General features: G+C 37.0%; 18 protein-coding genes. 6 read left to right on the top strand and 12 right to left on the bottom strand.

Translation table 11 applies throughout. The features are described 5' to 3' along the window. Positions 1–14 precede the first annotated feature (14 nt). From SAE01_RS21475 to SAE01_RS21450, 6 genes are all read left to right on the top strand, one after another. Complete coding sequence (locus tag SAE01_RS21475; RefSeq protein WP_147205873.1) at positions 15–2,180, top strand: outer membrane protein assembly factor BamB family protein; 2,166 nt, start codon at positions 15–17, stop codon at positions 2,178–2,180. 284 nt (positions 2,181–2,464) lie between these two features. Next, entirely contained in the window at positions 2,465–3,256 is a 792-nt protein-coding gene (locus SAE01_RS21470) for an alpha/beta fold hydrolase (protein WP_147205872.1), read from the top strand. A 146-nt stretch (positions 3,257–3,402) separates the two neighbouring features. Next, the gene (locus SAE01_RS21465; RefSeq protein ID WP_147205871.1) at positions 3,403–3,636 is read left to right on the top strand and encodes a hypothetical protein; all 234 of its coding nucleotides are present in this window, start codon (positions 3,403–3,405) and stop codon (positions 3,634–3,636) included. A 34-nt stretch (positions 3,637–3,670) separates the two neighbouring features. Continuing rightward, positions 3,671–3,973 (top strand): DUF1330 domain-containing protein, encoded by a 303-nt coding sequence (locus tag SAE01_RS21460; protein WP_147205870.1) that lies wholly within the window; start codon positions 3,671–3,673, stop codon positions 3,971–3,973. A 278-nt stretch (positions 3,974–4,251) separates the two neighbouring features. Further along, positions 4,252–4,572: an ArsR/SmtB family transcription factor gene (locus SAE01_RS21455; protein WP_147205869.1), complete on the top strand. Its 321-nt coding sequence runs from the start codon at positions 4,252–4,254 to the stop codon at positions 4,570–4,572. Beyond that, positions 4,569–5,084 carry an SRPBCC family protein gene (locus SAE01_RS21450; RefSeq protein ID WP_147205868.1) on the top strand — a complete coding sequence of 172 codons (516 nt, stop codon included), beginning with the start codon at positions 4,569–4,571 and terminating at the stop codon, positions 5,082–5,084. The genes SAE01_RS21455 and SAE01_RS21450 overlap by 4 nt, the downstream gene beginning before the upstream one ends. 295 nt (positions 5,085–5,379) lie before the next feature. Here the strand turns inward: SAE01_RS21450 and SAE01_RS21445 are convergent, their stop codons facing one another. The 12 genes from SAE01_RS21445 to SAE01_RS21390 all read right to left on the bottom strand — a co-directional run. Beyond that, on the bottom strand, positions 5,380–6,261 hold the full coding sequence (locus tag SAE01_RS21445; protein WP_170234232.1) for an FkbM family methyltransferase: 882 nt from the start codon (positions 6,259–6,261) through the stop codon (positions 5,380–5,382). Between the two features lie 673 nt (positions 6,262–6,934). Then, entirely contained in the window at positions 6,935–7,714 is a 780-nt protein-coding gene (locus SAE01_RS21440) for a WecB/TagA/CpsF family glycosyltransferase (protein WP_147205866.1), read from the bottom strand. 341 nt (positions 7,715–8,055) lie between these two features. Continuing rightward, positions 8,056–9,213 carry a glycosyltransferase family 4 protein gene (locus tag SAE01_RS21435; RefSeq protein WP_147205865.1) on the bottom strand — a complete coding sequence of 386 codons (1,158 nt, stop codon included), beginning with the start codon at positions 9,211–9,213 and terminating at the stop codon, positions 8,056–8,058. After that, entirely contained in the window at positions 9,210–10,154 is a 945-nt protein-coding gene (locus SAE01_RS21430) for a glycosyltransferase family protein (RefSeq protein WP_147205864.1), read from the bottom strand. The genes SAE01_RS21435 and SAE01_RS21430 overlap by 4 nt, the downstream gene beginning before the upstream one ends. A 96-nt stretch (positions 10,155–10,250) precedes the next feature. Then, positions 10,251–11,102: a glycosyltransferase family 2 protein gene (locus SAE01_RS21425; RefSeq protein ID WP_147205863.1), complete on the bottom strand. Its 852-nt coding sequence runs from the start codon at positions 11,100–11,102 to the stop codon at positions 10,251–10,253. Between the two features lie 15 nt (positions 11,103–11,117). Then, the gene (locus tag SAE01_RS21420; protein ID WP_147205862.1) at positions 11,118–12,176 is read right to left on the bottom strand and encodes a hypothetical protein; all 1,059 of its coding nucleotides are present in this window, start codon (positions 12,174–12,176) and stop codon (positions 11,118–11,120) included. A gap of 37 nt (positions 12,177–12,213) precedes the next feature. Beyond that, positions 12,214–13,446, bottom strand: coding sequence for an O-antigen ligase family protein (locus SAE01_RS21415; protein WP_147205861.1), 1,233 nt, complete (start codon positions 13,444–13,446; stop codon positions 12,214–12,216). Between the two features lie 92 nt (positions 13,447–13,538). Then, a complete protein-coding gene (locus SAE01_RS21410) occupies positions 13,539–14,345 on the bottom strand; it encodes a glycosyltransferase family 2 protein (RefSeq protein ID WP_147205860.1) in 807 nt (268 codons plus the stop codon). A 126-nt stretch (positions 14,346–14,471) separates the two neighbouring features. Continuing rightward, positions 14,472–16,004, bottom strand: coding sequence for a lipopolysaccharide biosynthesis protein (locus tag SAE01_RS21405; protein ID WP_147205859.1), 1,533 nt, complete (start codon positions 16,002–16,004; stop codon positions 14,472–14,474). A 208-nt stretch (positions 16,005–16,212) separates the two neighbouring features. Beyond that, entirely contained in the window at positions 16,213–18,540 is a 2,328-nt protein-coding gene (locus tag SAE01_RS21400; protein WP_170234231.1) for a GumC family protein, read from the bottom strand. A 10-nt stretch (positions 18,541–18,550) separates the two neighbouring features. Next, positions 18,551–19,348: a polysaccharide biosynthesis/export family protein gene (locus tag SAE01_RS21395; protein WP_147205857.1), complete on the bottom strand. Its 798-nt coding sequence runs from the start codon at positions 19,346–19,348 to the stop codon at positions 18,551–18,553. Positions 19,349–19,805: 457 nt separating this feature from the next. Continuing rightward, the coding region (locus tag SAE01_RS21390; protein WP_147205856.1) for a T9SS type A sorting domain-containing protein at positions 19,806–20,224 on the bottom strand (419 nt) is incomplete at its 5' end.

Raw genomic sequence — 20,224 nt, 5'->3', positions numbered from 1 at the left:
TTGATAGTTAGAATATGAACACACGAAAGCTTTTAACACTTGGCGTAATCATTATTACCGCTTCAGTAATATACGGTTGGGATAAAATTGAAAAGCCCTTACAGGCCGGAAAAGATTGGCCCTACTATGGAGGAAATAAGGAAGGCAACCGTTATTCGCCTCTAGATCAGATTAATCTTAAAAATGTAAAGGACTTGAAAGTGGCGTGGATGTATGATGCAGCCGTGACTAAAAAGGGGTCAATCCAGTGCCAGCCTATTGTAGTTGATGGCGTCTTATATGGCACAACCCCTGATCTGAATCTTTTTGCGTTGAACGCTGCTACCGGACAGCAACTCTGGAAGTTTGTAGCATCTAAAGGTGACAGGCCAAACCAAAATCGGGGCGTAATGTATTGGCAAGACGGAGAGGATAAAAGGATCTTGTATTCAATCAGCTCTGGTCTGTATGCCGTGAATGCGAAAACCGGAGAATTGGTAACAAGCTTTGGTAAGGATGGCCGGGTAGATCTTCACGAAGGACTTCAAACGAACCTGGATCATGATGTTTCAAAATTATCAGTCAATGCTACAAGCCCGGGAGCAATCTATAAAAATACTTTGGTGATAGGATCAGCTGTGTCAGAAGGCGGAGACGCTGCACCGGGTCACATTCGGGCCTTCGACATAGTTACAGGAAAATTGAAATGGGTTTTTCATACAATACCTCAACCGGGAGAATTTGGCTACAATACCTGGCCCAAAGATGCCTATAAAACTATTGGCGGAACAAATAGTTGGAGTGGAATGACGCTGGATGAAAGACGGGGACTGGTGTTTTTTGGTACCGGCTCGCCTTCATCAGATTTTTACGGCGGTGATCGTGCCGGCTCAAATTTGTTTGCAAATTGCATCGTGGCGCTTGAAGCGGAAACGGGTAAATTAAAATGGTACTATCAAACGATCCACCATGATCTTTGGGATAGAGATCACCCTTGTCCTCCAAATCTCGGCACTATAAAACAGAATGGAAAAAAAGTAGACGTGGTGGTCCAGGCCACTAAAGATGGATTGGTATACGTGCTTGACAGGGAGAAAGGAACGTCGTTGTTCCCGGTAGAAGAGCGTCCGGTTCCAACGAAGGGTCTGCCGGGAGAGCATCCTTTTCCGACCCAAAAATTCCCTCTCAAGCCTGCTCCCTTTGCACGACAAACTTACACTGAAGCTGACATCTCCGATCTTTCACCTGAGACGCATGCTTACGTTAAAGCCCAATACTTGAAGTTAAAAACACCAAATAAATGGACGCCCCCAAATACCACGGGAACACTTCTATTTGGTTACAGCGGTGGAGCTGAGTGGGGAGGTAATGCTGTAGATCCTGACGGAATTCTTTACCAAAATTCAAACGAAGAACCTTGGGAATTGAAAATGTCTGACAGGGAAACTGCAGCAACAGGCAAACAAAACGGCCCTGTTACTCCGGGTAATGCTCTTTACCTCACCAATTGTAGCTCTTGCCATGGTCAAGACAGAAAAGGCAGTGGACCGGAGCTTCCAAGTTTAATCAACATCGATAAAAAACGGACAGTCACTGACATTAGAAACCTTTTGAAAACCGGTAGTGGTAGAATGCCTTCTTTTCGGCACCTTTCTGAAAAAGACCGAAATCTCATTGTAAGCTTTATTACCAACAAGGAAAATGGAAAGGCAACGGTCAATATGAAAGAATTGCGAACTGAGGCAAAGACAAACGTTTCAAAAAACCGTTTCCCTTATAAGCCGCCTTATGTAAGCGATCCCTGGAAGAGATTTACGGATCAAAACGGTTATCCTGGTATCAAACCACCATGGGGAACTTTGAATGCAATTGACCTGAATACGGGAGAATATCTATGGAAAATTCCTTTCGGAGAGTATCCGGAACTGGCAAAAAAAGGTGTTCCTACAACCGGAACCGTGTCCTATGGCGGGCCGTTGGTAACTGCCGGCGGACTTGTTTTCATTGCTGGAACGAAAGACGAAAAAATACGTGCATTTGACAAAAAAACAGGTTCTATGGTTTGGGAATACCAACTTCCAGCCGGAGGTTTCGCAACACCAATTACTTACGAAGTAGATGGGAAACAGTTTGTTGTTATAGCAGCGGGCGGGGGAAGGGACCAGAAGTTGGGTGGCAATTATATTGCTTTTGCATTGTAATCACTTTTAGTGCTTTTACAAAAAGCAATCGTAAAAGGTTGAAAGAAGAATTCAATTGATGAAAAGCCCGCCAACTCTTTGTGCGACAGACATGCTGTAATGCGATTATTTTTATCACCAGCATTTGTTCTTTTATCAGCAGTCGTTGCGACGCTCCTTTTTGTCAGAAGGAACTACTTGAAACTTCTTTATGTTATGCTATTGTCAAGAAGGATATCGCACTAACTGAAAGTCGAGCTGCAACAACCTGGGTTGAAGGAGCTTTCTTTCAAAAACACTAAAACATGGACAATAATTCGACGCCTTATAGCACAAGCAACTACGCTACTGTGAACGGACTAAAGATGTATTACGAGATCCACGGTGCAGGCTCACCACTTGTTTTAATTCATGGCGGTGGATCTACCATTCAAACAACTTTTGGTCGCGTATTACATGACTTTGCTAAAGCCCGAAAAATTATTGCAGTTGAGATGCAGGCACATGGACACACTGCAGACATCGATAGACCTTTGAGTTTTGCGCAAGATGCAGATGATATTGCAGCCCTTTTAAAACATATAAATATTGCTAAAGTTGACATCTTCGGTTTCAGCAACGGCGCTAGCACTACACTTCAATTTGCCATCCGGCATCCTGAGATGACAAACAAAATCATTGTAGCTTCTACTTTTTATAAAAAGGCAGGTGCTCCTGGTTGGTTTTGGGAGATGATGTCAGGAGCAACATTCGAGGGAATGCCGCAACCATACAAAGAAGCTTTTTTAAAAATCAATCCTGATGAAAAGGCGCTTTATCGAATGTATGAAAGAGACATAGCAAGGATGCAGTCCTTTACCGATATTTCAGAAGAGCAAATAAAATCAATCAAAGCTCCGGCATTCATTGTAATAGGCGACAAGGATGTAACCACTGCTGAACATGCTGTAGAAATGCACCGCCTACTCCCTAACTCACGGCTTGCCATTATTCCTGGCGGACACGGGGACTACATCGGTGAGTTAACAACACCGCAGGACAGTATGTTAATTGCAGCGACCGTGTCACTAATAAATAAATTCCTAAATGAAGCATAATGAAATTAATCTTATGACTATTACTGCAGCAACTTTAAAGTCAAAAGAAATATAGAGCTGAACGCAATATCTTCAAACAGGCATGTATTGGGATTCGGGGTCACTAGCAGAGAAGATTCCTTACATTTAGTTTTAATAAAATAACAATGAATCAAGTCTTATTAATTGGACTTCCGGTTGACTGGAAAGAATGGATTGTATTTTTACTAATAATAGCATTAGTAATTGTTTGGCTTAAAACATTACTTGAAATATCACAAGCGCTTTTCAAAAACAGGATTTTCAATATCGCGTGGTTCCTATTTGTTTTATTTACAGGAATTGTAGGGGTACTGGTATACCGAGCATGGGCACGTCCCAGGCCAAGTGCCTTAATGTAAAGCAACTAATAGACCCACTTCATTAATTAAGCCTATGATTTTTATCACTCAACTTATTTACATTCTCGAAGGGCAGGAAGATACTTTCGACCAATTTGAAGCCTTTGCCATCCCACTAATTTCCAGATATAATGGCGAGCTTCTGTTTAGAGTTAGGCCCAGTGCTGATGCTTACATCCAGAGCAAAATGGAAAAGCCATATGAAATACATCTCGTAGAATTTGAAGCGGAGCAGGACTTAAATAATTTTATGCAAGACGAAGAGCGAAAAAGATTTTTGCATTTGAAAGAGCAATCTATAAGATCTGTCGTGCTAATAAAAGGGTCAAAACTGTAGCCTTAAATATTTACGCGCCTTACATTACTAATCTCCGCTTTATTCTTTTCTAAGTCCATGTTCAGGTATAAATTCTTGCTTTGCGACTCAAACGTAGCCCTACGTTCAACTTCTATTACTCCCGGGTCTCCCAGAAGTTTAAGTAGCTAAAGTTGCAAGACGAATTCTCGAGCTACTTTTATAAACTTTCGTGCAATAAAATTTAAAAAAAAATTGGGAAACCGAATGGTTGCGTCTATATTTGCAACCAGTCGGTTTCCCGAATAAAAATTTAAGCAATGAGACGAGACATTTTCCAGGCAATAGCCGACCCCACAAGACGGGCTATTATTACCTTAATCGCGCTGCAGGCAATGACACCAAACGCCATTGCTGAGAACTTTAACACGACGAGGCAATCTGTTTCTAAACATCTTCGCATACTTACAGAATGCCAACTGGTAAAACAGGAACAACAAGGCAGGGAAATTTACTATTCTCTACAACTTGAAAAAATGAAAGAGATCGACAAATGGCTTGATCAATTCAGAAAAATCTGGGAAGCGCGCTTCAATCAGCTTGACACAGTTTTATCAACAATTAAAAAACAAAAAAAATGACAAACACTCTGCTATTCGATTTTACCGTTGACAAATCAGCAAAAACAGTATTCGTAAAAAGAGAATTTGATGCTGAGCTTTCGCTGGTATGGGATGCTTTTACCAAACAAGAAATTCTTGACCAATGGTGGGCACCCAAACCATATGTTTCAAAAACAAAAGTTATGAATTTTGAAGTTGGCGGAAGAAGATTTTATGCTATGGTAAGCCCGGAAGGACAGGAACGCTGGTCCCTTCAAAAGTATACATCCATTAGTCCAAAAATCAATTTTAAAATGACTAATGCTTTTGCAGACAAAGATGAAAACCCTGAATTACCGGGCTCGGATTGGGAGTTGAATTTCAGTGAACAAGACGGCGTTACAAAAGTGAGTATTACTATTTATAATGAATCTTTTGAGCGCATGGAAAAGTTGCTAGATGGCTTTAAACAAGGGTTTACTTTGACTTTGAAAAACCTTGAAGATCTGTTGACGCAAATGTCGCAAGACAATAGTGAGAGAATTTGTTGATAGCCGGGCTAAAGATTTAATGGCCCTTCACAGATGTCCTTTAGTTGACTAAAGTTAATCTTTACAAGATCTGATTAGCTTGCTTATCATCTATAGAAAACAAAACTATTTTTTGTAAAAAGACCCAACTGCAACAGCAGTAGGGTCTTTTGCAAGACTGTCCGTTCAGTACTTTTCCGCTAGCTACAATCTACAGTTCTCCTTTTATACAGAAGAAAAATAGTAATGCTAAAATTAGGAAATGGTTAAAAAAGTTTAAACAAGACGTGTTTTATAGCAACAATAATGTGGAGATCTAAGAGACTGAACTTAATCGTTCAAAAGCTTGTTTAGTTTGAGTAAAGTTCTTGTTTACTAAAATTATATTTTCACCTTTTATTGATAGCTCATAGCTAGAGTAGACTTTATTAATTGTTTCGAAAAATTGTCTTGCACATCCCTCTTTCATAGTATCATGAAGCTCAATAATAATCATTTTTGTTTTAGCCAACCAGTTATGATAATTGGTGGTAAAGAGCTCCTTTTCACTTGCTTCGATATCAAGTTTTAGCACGTCAATGACTTCAATACCGTATTTTTTCATCAGGTAATCGATCGATATAGCTTTTACATTCCAGTCATCCATATTCTCCTCAACAACCATTGCCCACTTGCCTATATTAAATTTGTCCCATACTTTAAGATTTGTTACCATGGGCCATAAGCCGCAGTTCTCGCAATAAACGTCCTCATAGGCTTTTACATTCTTCTGAAGCTGCTGAAAGTTCTCAACATCAGGCTCTATACAAACGAATTTAGCTGTGGGAAATCGATTTTTCATTAGGATAGTAAATAATCCAACGTTTGCTCCGCCATCAATAATTACTTTAGGATTTTCAGGAAAAAGAATTTCATACTCTTTATACAAAAACACCTGGTAGAAAGCTTGTTGGTCAGAAGTACCTTTTCGTAAAGAAATAGGATAACGAATATTGGGGATAACAAGTCGATCAACTCGGCGCAGTAGCAATTGTAAGAATAATCTTGTTCCACTCCATACTTTAAAATGCTGGATAAGTTTTAAGTAGGTTCCAATAGCTTTTTGAACATTAGTGGAACTAAAAGTCTGATCCGGATTTTGGCGGATAGTGACTTCGGAAAAAGCCTTGCTTGTTGATTTTTTATTTGGTGAATTCATTATTAGCAGATTTTGCATTCTATCTAATGTAACTTTCTAACTCTTACCCCGGTTATGTAGCTTTATTAAAAGTGGATGTTTTAAAAAGTAACAGACTAAATTATATTGCAATCGTATTTGCCAAAGTCCCAAAAATCTAAAAACAAAGAAAGGTCACCTTTCAGGGTAACCTCTCTTTGTTTTACTGTATTTCATTTACAATTGCTGCTTTTAGTTAAAGCTATTAATTCAATCGAAAATAAAAGTAGTTTCAGCTAGAACTTACTTCTAGGGCTTAACAATAAGCAGCATTGAAAAGTCTAATCACCTTATTGAAATAGCGACTTGACAAAAACCGCTGCTACCATAGTGGCTTTATTGGTAGTGTAAAGGTTTAATAATAAGACGGGTTGGTCCGTTAATACTCATCATCCCAAAGTTTTGAAAACAGCGCTTTTAAAAGAAAAACAGAGAAAAAAAAGACGCCAATGATAAAAATGATAAAAAAGAATTTTAGGAGTATCATATTGTTACAGCTTTATTTTGTTTAAAATTTAAAGAAATCTCACATGAGAAAGGATTATTAGTAGTATGTAGAGAGAAAGGTTCTTCTCTTGGCAGATCAAGATATTAACTAATAGAAAAAGATCCGAGCTTTATGCCTTCTGTTGGAGCAAAGCATCGTTACTTCTCTTTATTGCGTAAGCTTTAGCAGGCTTCTAGACCTGGCCATACCTTTGTCATAAAGACCTTTTAGAACCAAATAAATAAAAACAGAGTTAGTGACTGCATATCTTTTAAACAACCTCTTTGGCTCTTGCCCGAGCCTAAATAACCATTCAAGCCCTATGTTTTGCATCCAAACTGGCGCCCTTTTTTGCATTTTTATCAACACAGGTAATGCTCCTCCAATTCCTATCATGACTGAATTTACCCGGTGCTTCATGGAAGCCATCCACCGCTCTTGTTTGGGACATCCTAATACAACGAAAACTAACGATGCGCCGGAATCATTAATAAGTCTTACAACTTCATTCTCTTCATGGTAAGAAAGGCTTCTAAATGGAGGATTGTAGGTGCCTACAATATTAAGTGGAGATAATTGTTTCTTTAAATACGTGGTAGTTTTCTCCATCATTTGCTCTGTACCGCCGTAGAAAAAAACAGGCAGTTTAAGTATTGAAGCTTGACGTAAAAGAGCTGGAAGTAAATCCATTCCGGCTATGCGCTCCTGTTTCAGCCTATATAACAATCTTAACGCCCAAACCAGTGGAACTCCATCAGGAGTAATAATATCAGCATTTTTCACAACATCTGCAAAAGCAGGGTCATTGTGTGCTTCAACCACCATGTGTGCATTTGCAACACAGACGTATGTACTTTTTCTGCGTTCAGCCATCGATATTATAGACTCGACAAATTCAGCAGATCTACCCGTATGTACGTTTATGCTTAGTAGTGGAATTGTAGTCATAAATTGTAAAGAGCTGCTTTTAAAATTTTTACATTTGGTTTACCTAAAAGGATTGGATATATAAACTTTAACACTGCAGAGCAATTTTTAATAGTAAAACTTCTGACCATTTAAAAAAGCACGTTGCTTATTGTCGAATTTTCAAATGCTGCGTTTATTGGAGGTTTTTAATTAACGTAAAACGTCGATTCGAAGTTTTATTTATTCAATAGGAAAGGAAGGAGTCTTCATCCTATTCCCCAGTGTTAAGCTTTGAAGAATTCTTAAAACTTGGGAAAATAAGATTAAGAAATAGTCAAATAGAATTTCTAATCATTACAGAAAGCTCAGCAAATTGAACACTAATTGGAGTGGTTCATTACGCTTTTGTAAATACCTAACAATTGATCTGCATTATTTTTAGGGAGAAAATAGTCATTATACGTTTTTTGAGCATTGCGTCGAAAGCCTGACTTCACATGTTCGCTGGACTGAAACCAATCAATCACTTTAGATTTAAGGTCTTCCTGATCTCCCGGCTTGAAGTGAAATCCGTTTATTCCGCTTGTAATCATATCTTCCATTGCACCCATCTTGGATGCGATAACGGGAGTTCCGGATGAAAACGCTTCAATGATTATAAGAGGCATGCCTTCAAGCCAAATAGAAGGAAAGGTGAGTGCTGTACAAGATTGTAATTCGTTGAGCACCTCCTGCTTTTCTAAAATGCCCAGAAACTTTATGTTCGGAAATCTTTTAGAAAAATTAATTACCTCATCTTTTAACGGGCCATCTCCGGCAATTCTTATTTCATAGTCTAACTGAGAAAATGTATGCAATAGTATTCGAACTCCCTTCTCTATTGTAAGCCTTCCAACAAATAGAAAATAGTTGTTTCTAAGAGAATTTTTTGAAGCTGGTGTGGTCGAAAAATTTGGCTTTACGACAATCTGGTCTTTATTTAATTTAAACTTTGAATTAAGCAACAACTGCTTGGCGTAATTGGTTAACACAATGTACTTGTTACACAAGTTCCATGTGCCAATCGATTGATGAAGTTTAATAGAAATTGCTAACCAAAGCGTGAGCATTTTTGAATTTTTGTAAACTCCCTTTCTTATTGCATTCCATGGGAAGGGTTGTTTTAAAGAGTCCAGGAAAAGTTGACCGTTATCAAACAAAGTTCCTGAAGGACAAAGCAACCTGTAATTATGGAGGGTATTTACAAAAGGTATATTACTGCTTTTAATGGCATAAAACACAGAGGGAGATGCCGCAAAATGAAGATTATGTATATGAACAACATCAGGCCGGAACCGTTTTAAAACTTCCTTTGTTCTTTTATAGGAAGTTATATTGAACGGAAGTTGCAACACTTTCAATAGCTCGTTTCCTGAATTATTAAACAGTAACAACTCGACCTCATGCCCTTGAGAAAGTAAGAGCTTTATTTCCTCTTCTACGACTGTGTCCTCGCCTCCTTTGTATTTATACGCGCAATGCACTACTAAAATTTTCATAACCAAAGTAGCGTGAGGGCTGGTCTCCTAATTTTGGACGTGTATTTAATAATCGTATTAACAACCTTTCTGTAGGCCAAAGCCGGTAGGGAATATGGTTGTTTCAATTTGTCTTGTAAAGCCGGCTCAACAACATGTACAGGACAAAAATTAAAATTAGTTTTTGATCCATCATCCAGCGTTGTCTTTAAATAATCTACCCCGAAAGTATTTGTAGACTCATTATCGAAACCTATATTATACGCTTTTGAGACGATAGGATAAATAACTTTATACCTGTTAAGCGACACATGTACCTGCATTTGAATATCCCACGTTGAAATGGTGCCGTCTATTTGTTTCTTAACCATCCTGTACAAATCCCGTCCTTCTTCATTTAGACTGTTTTTGAAACCAGGAGTAGTTTTAATAATATTTTTAAGCTCGTCTTTATCCCATTTTACGTTTTTAACCCTGTTTGACCAGGATGCCCAACCGTAGGAGCAAAACCTTTTATGTACAATAGTATCATAAGCATAATTCTTTACATTAATCGGAAAGCAGAACCCCGTAACACAAAACACCGACTGTTCTTGTTTGTAAAACTGCAAACCTTGCAGCAAATAAGTTATGTAATTGGAAGTAACAACCAGATCGTCTTCGACAACAATGAACTGATCGTAATTTTCGCAAAGCCAGGTTATGCCCATCTTAAAATTGGGGCCAGTACTTAAGTTTTTCTCGCGGTAATGTTTATAAATATTTTTGAAACCAGTGAGAGAGTCGATATAAGCCCTTGTTTCTTTCACGCCCTGAAAATCCTTGTCGCCTTTATGTCCGTCGCAAAAAAATACAATGTCCATACCGGAGCATTCAGGATTCTTAAGAAGCGCCTCCATGGACGTTTTTAATTTGGCAGCACGCTTATAACAGAAGACTGCTATAATTGTATTTTCTATCATAATTATTTACGCTAGGATTTTTAGTGTTTAAATCTGTTAATAGGAGTCTGTTTAGTAAGGCAACCGATCCTCATCCCATTATCCCTGAGACTGATTTTAGGATACACTTCTTTTTTTATACACGTCCCATATAAAAGGAAAGAAAGTTTTTAACCAAAGCTTCAAAAAAGCAGTAGGATAAGATAAAGGAAAATGATCTTTTATAAATTTCAAATACTCGTCGTACGCTAAACCTTTGGGACTTCTTAAATATTGAATTCTTTCCTTTAAACTGGTATTTTTAGATTTCCAGTTATTTCCATGATCATCTACGCAACTTCCTAAAAAGCCCGGAGCAACTACCACATTAAAACCTGCTTTTTTTGCTTTTAACGTGTAATCATAGTCAGCCAAACTATGTGTATACACATCTGATAATATACCTATTTTCTCTACTATTTCAGCTGGAACAAGCATAATATTGGCGTTACCAAAATCACATTGTTTAAATTCGGGCGAGGCTTCTAACATCTCACTTTTCCAGCGTCTTTTTGACGTGAGCCTGCTTCCTCCATACGATGTTTTTCCTGTCCCCACATCAACGGTGCTACCTATACAAATTGTAGGGGTTGTAAAATGTTGAATGTGGGTTAACAAAACAAGAATCGCATTATTCGATAATATTGTGTCGTCATTTAAGAGGAGATAAAAATTCGCTTTTGTTGCCAACGCTTTGCTCCAGGTATACCTCATGCCACCAGCCCAAAAGAGATTGCCCGTGCCACTATATATCTTTATATAGGGAAAGTTCTCTTTCACTGCAGTTGCTGTTCCGTCAGAAGAGGCGTCGTCTGTTAGATGTATCTCTAATATAGTGCCGGCGGGCAACTGTTGCTTCTCGAGACTATTTAGACATTCCAGCGTTTTTTGCTTTCTATTGTAAGCAGTAATTAAAACGGCAATTTTCATCAGTGGAAGGGAAATTTATACAAATAACCGTTGTGCAAGGGTTAGTCTTTTAAGCCTTTTTTTTATGGCTTTATAATAGCTAACGGTATAATATTCAATTTTCATTTTTAAAGGAAGATGGGGAATCCCTACGGTTTTTTGAACAAGCTCATTAAATTGATCATCTTCTATATCAAACGCAAAGTTTTTGGAGTGAAACATGAAATATTCGTACAACTTATAAATTCCGAAAGTTTTTTCGGCAGGTAAATGCCAAATCGCTAAATCTACATCTGTACTCCTTACTTCTCTATAAAATAAAGGATTAGTCCAAATTCTTCGCATAAAGGTGTTGCCAGGGTGTGCTCTAAATCCATTTTTATAATATAAGTAACTCAGGGTATGAGCTTCTTCATTAAATTTTTGTTTTCCCGCTTTATTTCTTTCCAGTAGTTGCGGCCACAAATCTTTAAAGTCGGAGAAGAATTTTTTAATGTTTCCAACGCTACTTAACATGAATTCGCCTAGATGGTAGGAGGGTATTTCCTGGATCTCTTTCTGTAATAGTTCCTGATATAAATCCTTTAAGTTGTTTCTACTGAGGCCATTTATTATGTAGTCAGGTTTTACCTCATCTTCAAAAGAAATAAACCCTTCTTTAGAGGCTTCCTGAAATAAGTCAGCGGCAGGTTTTATGAAAATGCAGTCCGAGTCTAGTACCAGATACAAATCGTCATTTCCGTTGTTGTTGTTTGAAATATACTCAAGTATTGAAAATTCGTAGAATTGGTTCTGAAAAGCTCCATAGTAGCCCTTTGGTGTCTTATACTTAAAATCAGTAAATATAACTTCCACACCTAACTTTTCCAGTAGAAAGCCTATTCTTTCACCGTCCACTTTTGGCAACTGTTTCACGTTGGTGAAAAGTACATGTCTCTCATTTTTATTAAATCTCCTACTAGTTACATAGAAAACAATTAAACAACGCCAATAGATGTTTTGATGGGTTTGGGAAGAAGACAACTCCCCGGTTTGAAAAAAAACGCTTTCTTCACCGGGTTCATCTGCGCATAACCAACTACAGATATAATTCATTACTTAGCACAATTAAGCGTCAACAAGTCGACGGTTATTAGTTATAGGAAATTTCTCTTAACGCCCGCTTTTGACGGGGCAGCAACTTCTCATCATTATTCATATCTACCTCATTTTCGCCGGCTTCATCCTTTTCTATATAATACAAACACAGACCAACGTGGCCCCAATAAATTAAAGGAAGTACATAACTAAATGAGAACAGTAAGCCAGAAAGACAAAAAGAAAGGATAATAATGGTTTGTTCAGTAAGCTTTTTGCTGGTGGCTTTGTAGATAAGATAAAATAGAAAAGAGAATTTTACGAAAAAGCCTACAATTCCCTGATAAAAAAGCATTTCCATATAAGACTCATGAAAGTGCTGGCCCGAGTATTTAGGCCACCAATCAACAAGAGGATTATCCATTTCAAACCCTTCAAACGTCCATCCAAAAATCGGTCTCTCCAAGAATAACTTGAAGTAGGTTTCTCGTTGTTCAACTCTAAATCTTCCTGTACTTTCTTCTTTTCCGGGATCAAAAATTTCGCTAAAGCGATCAGCAAAAAAGTCGGTTATTCCAGGAAACATATTTGAGATGAAGATGTAGACAAAAAAAACGATTATAATACTCCCAAAAAGAAGATTCCAGATTCTCGGAGCAGTTTTATTGTTATACCGCATCGTAAGAAAAAAATAGATCATTAAAGAAAATATTGCACTACTCCAGACAGAACGATGCTGATGAATAAGGATAATAATAAAGCAGAGAATAAAAATTAATAGGGAGCCTATTTTTCTTGTTGTAATAAATCTATTAAGATACCATAGAAATGGTATGATCATCATGAGTATAGAACTTGCATGAATGGTGCGCCCATCGCCGGAGAATGGACCGTAATCGTCCATTTCTATTTGATCTAGACTAAAAGAAAAATTTCTACCATAAATAGCCATAAAGACTATATAAGTTAAGAGGTAAAATTTAGCAACAAATTCAAGTAAATCAAGATCAAAGCTTCTGCAAACAAATTTTATGAAGACCGTGTATACTACCGGAAACAGAATATAAAACATTGTTAGTTGCTGAAAAACCGTTCCAAAAACAAATAGCGATTCAAATACCAGTCTTATTAAAAGTACCGTTACTATTCCCACATAGATCCGTTCTCTTGGAGACAATTTTGGAAGGTAAAAAAGCATATAGCCAAAAATGACAAAACTGGCTATTTTTTGATGTGACTGAACAATTGTCGATACCGGAGTAAACAGCCATGAAAAAATTGGCTCCATGAAAAAGTAGCAAAAGAAAAGAACTATTAATTCCTTTAGATAAAACTGGTAATTAAAAATTTTTATAACAGAATTCACCTTATCACTTTAGTTTAAGCTACTCCTGCAGTCTGATGTTTGGAACTGCTCTCTTTATTATTGCTGATGACTTTCTTTATTTTTCTTATTGCTCTCGTTGGAATTGATGCTAACCGGATGCAGGAGAGCAGATAATTTAAAAGTATTACCTTCAAACTGTCCCTTTCATCAATCCATTTTATCTTCCTTTCATTTTTCATATACATTTCCTGCAAAGTAGGCTCTATGTCGGTGGTAATTGCCCGGTAAATTGCAGCCTTTTTATCAACCAGCTCTTTACTTATATAACCCAGATGCTTCAGGCGAAAATTTGTGTTGTATTTAATGCCCTTGATGCCTTTTACATTAGGGGAGTCTAAAACACGGTTTTCAAAATAACCAGTAGGAGACTCACGCCACATAATCCTGTCATGGCCAGCGGAGTAGTTGAGGCGAAACCACGAACCCGCAAAATGCTCTCTATCTATAAAATGAAATCTTCTAAAAGCATACTTTGTAATTGTTTTACTAGACATCAACTTGTCAAAATGCGCCCTTGTTAATTGTGGTTCGAATATTTCATCAACGTCCACCCAAATACACCAATCAGGCTTTCTCAATCGAAGTCTTTCGTATAGCAGATTTTTGTCGCGCCCTTCATTATATCCTTCTGTTTTAATAATCTCTACAACCTTTGGATGGGCACTAAGCTTTTCATAAGTTCCGTCGGTAGAGCCATTATCCAAAACAACAATTTCATCTACTAATTTCTCGAAGCATGACAGCCATTCCTCGACGAAAAGAGCGCCATCTTTCACGCGTAGCATTGCAATAAATTTCATAATCTTACATCAGGGGTTTGAATAGTGTGTTCACCGCTTTATCTGAATAGGTAGTACTTGGTCAATTATGATAGTATCTAGCAGGAGAAACGCATTGATGGACCTATTTCAATGACACCTTTTCCTTCACGCCGCAATTAGATTGAATTTCAAAAATAATTTCTTTTTAATCTGTTTTACGCCATTCCTTAAATTACTATCGATAAGCAAAATTAATAGAATATAAAAAAAGGTAAAGCAAGCCGAGCTTATTAGCATTTTACCAAAAAACATTTTTTCGGTAAGCAATTTTTCAATGTATAAGTTTAAAAGTATGCTAACGAAACAACAGAGTGGAACCGTGATAGCCAGGAAGCTTAGTGTATTTTTTATTAAAGAAATCTGAAGATAACCGAGTTTATAAACACGGTAGGTGAAAAAGGACAGATCAGCAAATAAGGACATGCCTAGGGAAGCTAAAATGGTTCCCATTATCCCATAATATTTTGCTGCAAAAAAAACGAAGAAGCCAAAAATTACATTTCTTATAATGAGAAATTGGCTATTCTTTTTAATATCACCCAATGCATAGCCCATGTTGGACATAAAGTAGCTGAGTAAGTTGAAAAAATTAGAGAGTAGGAGACAAGCCAGAATATTGTTGCCAATAAACTTACCTGCTCCAATCCAAAGATTTATTAGGTTATAATAATTTATGGCAAACATGAAAATGGCAAATAAGGCGGCGTATAAATAGAATTTAAACTGTTTGTTTATTAAGTTGGTAATTGTGTTTTTATCATCCATACCTTTTGCGTGTGATATGATTGGCATAAGTGCAACAGAGTGTCTCCCAATCAAGCTTGTGGTAAGATTTATCGGCCTTTTATTAATCTCATAAACTGTAATCATCCCCGGCGTAATATACCGCGCCAGAACAATCATATCAATACTGCTAGACAAGCCTGTAATTATTTTTGAGGTAGAGGTAAAAGAAAAAATCTTGATGAATTTTTTAAAGTGGGATGATTCGTATAAAATAGGGATACCGATCGTACGTAAGAGCTGTTTCAAAGAAATAAAATTGAAGGCATTGATGTAGAGGGCCCTTACTAAGTTTGAAATTGCAATAGACATAACGCCAAAGCCAAGGAATAAGAAGACGACATTCACTATAAGAAATAAAAAGTTTGCTGTCAAAGAAGAAATAGCTACATGTGCAGAATTATGAAGTCCCTGATTAATACCTGTTAAAGTAAAAGATACCAAAGACATTCCAGTGGCAATAATGGTAAAAAATAGAGCTTTAGATAAGCCTGGATATTGAGATACATCTTTATTAATTATCAAGCTCAGACTATAATAACAGACAAGTCCAACTATTATAGCTATTATCAATATAACTAAAGAGGAAATAAGTCCCGAACCTATTAACTTACCTATTTCATTGTGTTCTTTTCTTCCACGTAATTCGGCAATTTTTTGTTGTAAAACTTCTCCTATGCCAGGATCAATTATTGTCATCCAGTAAAGAATACTGGAGGTCGCCAACCATACTCCTAATGTATTTGCATCGATATGTTTTACATATAAGGGTAATAAAAGAATTGAATTTATTACGTTCGTGATAACCCAGCCATATTGAAATACAAAATTCCACCTTAATAATTTTTTATCCATTGCTTACTTCAGTTACAACTTTTACCCTATTTGCATTCTATGTTTAATCCGATAAAGCCGATATCATATGGATGAGGACTGGACATTTAAAAATACGGCTTCGCCACGGTCAGTTACATTAGTACTGATCTTTACACATAATCGGTTGAAGAGATTATTGGTTTAACAGGAGTTGGAGGAGGCAGCTTTCGTCGAAAGGGGGCAAATTTTAAGAACCAGGGTATGAAAGCTTTTTGCGGCTATTTCTGTCATCATAAATGTATCCATAACCATATCCATAGCCATATCCCGAACCTCCAATACCTCTGGCAGTAACGCCATTGAAGACTATTGCTAAATTGTTAAGACTATTTATTTTATTATTTGCGTCTAAACGTTCAACAAATACTTTTGGAGTGAAATTGTGGCGCACAACATACAAAGTTGCGTCGCACAACTGCGATAGCACATATGCATCTGTCACCGGCATCACAGGTGCAGTATCGATTATTATATAATCAAAGGAAGAGTCAAGGTAACTTATTAATTCTTCTGCCTTACCGTTCATGATTAATTCGGTAGGGTTAGAAGGAAGATTACCGGTGGAAATAATATGGAGATTTGGATTATGTTCAGTCTGTTGTATTATCTCATGTATGTCGCTTTCTCCCATTAAAAATTCTGTAATTCCTTTCTCATTGTGAACATTTAGACTACTGGTGATCGAAGGATTATTCAAATCAAAATCAAGAAGAATTACCTTTTTATTAGTTAGTGCAAGAGATAAGGCAAGGTTAGTGGCTATAAAGCTTTTTCCTTCCCCTGAAATTGAGGACGTTACAAGAATTTTTTTGTGCTTCGAATTAATGCCAATATAATTAAGACTCATCCTTAATTTTCGGAATTGTTCAGCAACAAAAGTTTTTTTACCCTCCGAGATGACTATCGGATCATTTGAAGCCTCTATTCCTATTTCACCAATAATAGGTAACTCAGATAAATTTTCAATCTCATACCTAAACATCACTTTCCTGCTTAAAGACTCTCGTCCTAAAATTAAACCCATCCCTAGCAGCAGCGCTATCATTACCGAGGATAGATACACTATTTTTTTCTTAGGGCTTACTGGTTTATCAGATGATTGTGCTTTGTCAATTACCCGACTATCAGTGACTGTAGATGCATAAGATAGAGCCGTCTCTTCCTTTTTTTGGAGGAGAAAGGAATAAATCCCATTTTTAATTCCCTGCTCCCTATTGATTTCGATTAATTCCCTTTCTTTTTCAGGAATAGCACGAAGAACTGATGTATACATACCATTGGTAGCAGAAAGGTTTTCCCGCGTTGCTAATAAACTTCCTCTTTGGCTTTGAATATTATTAATAATACTCGGTTTTATTTTCTCAATTCTATCAACAACAGCTATCAATGTCGGGCTATTCTCCCCCGTAGTTTTTTTAAGAGTTTCATACTCCAATTCAGAAGCATATAATTTTTCAACCAACTTGGAAAGGGTAGGGTCACTAACACCAAGGGTAGAAGGAACAACGCCGATAGCATTGTTGCTTGAATTTACATAACGTTCGACCTGGCCAAGGACAGCGAGCTGCATATTTATATCACTTAGCTTTTGGTCATTGTTACTTACATTTTCTAGGAACAATCTTCCCTGAGGACCGATATCGACCGCGTTCTGTTGTGATTTATAGTTCTGAATTTTGCCTTCGATACCCTTTAAGTCTTGCTCAACGCTCTTTAGGCGCTCATCTATAAACTTTAAAGTGTTATCAGCAAGAATATTTTTATCCTGAACATTTGCTTTATTATAAACCAGTAATAATTCATTGAGTATAGCTTCACCTCTTTTTGGCTCTTCGTCAATAAAGCTTAAATTCAAAATACTCGTCATTTTATTAGACGTCGTTACTTTTAACCTTTGCTTAATAGAAGAAATAACACTTTTAGGTTTTATTAGAGAAAAGGAGTACTCCCCACCGTCTTCCTTTTTACCTGAAACGTTTAATTCAAATTTTATTCGACCAAAAGTGGTTGAAATCCAGGTGTTAACAGGATAAATTTTGTCGTCTATAACAACAGAAGAGTCATGTCTATTAAATTTGAATTGTATGTTTTCAATTGGTTCGATATCGTCCGGAGCTTCGATTTGTACTTGTACAGGTGCAGTAGAATACGCCGAGATTTTTTTAAACTCTGCCTTTTTATAAATGGGCGCGTAAAGATGAAGTTGATTGATAACGTCATGTATTAAAGAAGCCGATTGTATGACTTCCATTTCATTTTCAATTATTTTTTTGGAAGATAATTGGTCCAAAGACTCAATCGTTTTCGACTCGACTGCACCCTTCTTCTCATCCTTAATTAGTAGAGTAGCCGTAGTTTCATAGAGAGGGGTCGTAAAGCGAAGATAAACCCAGGCAGAACCTGCCCCTAGGATTATTAAGCCTATAAAAAGTGGCCAGTAGGGTAGAAATTTAAATATTGCCTGACTTAATAAATTGGAAGATTGTTCCTTATTAAACTTTCTTGTAAATTCCATCTGCATTATTTTACCTTGTTAACCTGTCAATTATTATTGCCGCAAAAGAAAGCCCGCTAAGTAATAAAGGCAGAAATTGCGTTGTTCGTGTTGATCCTGCAATTCTGGCTTTATTTGGCTCTACATATATGACATCGTTAGATTTTAAATAATAATAGGGTGATTGGAAGAATAGCCTGGAATTCAAGTTTAATTGCGTTACCAACTTTTGCCCGTTCTCTTCCCGTATCAACATAACATTATCTTTCTTACCAAAAATAGTAATGTCGCCTGCTAATCCTAAAGCTTCAAGTACGGACATTTTTTCGTTGGGCACATTAATAACAGCAGGCCGTGCGACCTCTCCAAGTACAGTTACTCTGAAGTTTAAATATCGGACTGTGACAATAGGATCTATAAGCAATTTTTTACTAACAAGAATTTTCATTAGCTGGTCACTTAACTCAGCAGTGGTAAGACCAGCAGCTTTTACACTTCCTACTATGGGAAAAAGAATATTGCCGTCAGTTTTGACCAGATACCCGGTGGTTTGAACACTCGAGCCAGTATTTTGACTACCGGATGTAGCACTTATTATAGTGTTTGGGGCATTGTAAACTGCGGTAGCTTCAGGGTTTAAACTGCTAACGCTTATACTAAGTAAGTCATTACTAATAATTACTGATTGGGGAACAGCATTAGTTGCAGCGATCGTTTCATCTTTTCGATCTGCAAAATAAAGCGCTTTCCTTGAGTTGATGCAGGAGCTTGCTCCAAGTATTATCATTAAAACGATAGCAAATAGACTTACCTGTCTTTTCTTCAACATAAGTTTTTATTATTATAAGGGGCACTGCAATAGCTCCTGGTTATACAACCAGAGGGTGCTTAAACGGACGGCTAGCTAATTTCCCCTTAAAATGAATAATGCAACACTGCTTATGCAGTATTCCCCATAATAGCAACTTTCGTTAGGGTATACGATAGAATATAGGGATTAGTTTGAAGACATAGTAAAAATACTATGACGAGGACAAATATTTGAATAAATTTTTAAAATACCAATTATAATATAATTAAAAATTTGCTTATGATCGGTTCAAAAATTTAAACGACCGCTACTAGAAGAGCATTATAAGTAACAAATGCTGCATACACAGCCTAAAATATATTTTTGTATTATAAAAAGACGCGTCTTAAAACAAATAAGACGCGTCTTTTTCAATTTAAGGCAACAAGTTGTAAACGTTCTGATCCTCTTTGCAGTTTTGCGGAGAGGTTCCCCTTTATCTAGCGATCACAATCCTCGTAGTTTTATTGATATTATTAAAGGAGTAGTGAATGAAATACGTACCAGTCGGCAATCTGCTACTGTTGAAAATAATTGCTTTATTTGAATTTTTTTCCAACAATCCCGTAAATATTGTCGATATAAACCGGTTTTGAACGTCATAAAGTTTTAGTCGCGCCACTCCTGCCTGCCCGGAAGATAATATTATACTACCAGTTGAAATAATTGGATTTGGATAAATTTTAATTTGGAAACCCCCTGACTCTTCTGTCTTTTCTAGACCTATTTGCTGGATAACACTTAATTTTTCTTTTACTGAAGTCGAGTTAGTTTGTTGGAGAGTTATAGTAGCAGGCGATAAATATTTGCCTAACATTGGGGCTTCTTTAGTTCCATTTGGTAGTTGCCATGCAA

The organism is Segetibacter aerophilus, assembly GCF_007991655.1.
Classification (GTDB): domain Bacteria; phylum Bacteroidota; class Bacteroidia; order Chitinophagales; family Chitinophagaceae; genus Segetibacter; species Segetibacter aerophilus.
This window is presented reverse-complemented; position numbering and strand designations above follow the sequence as displayed.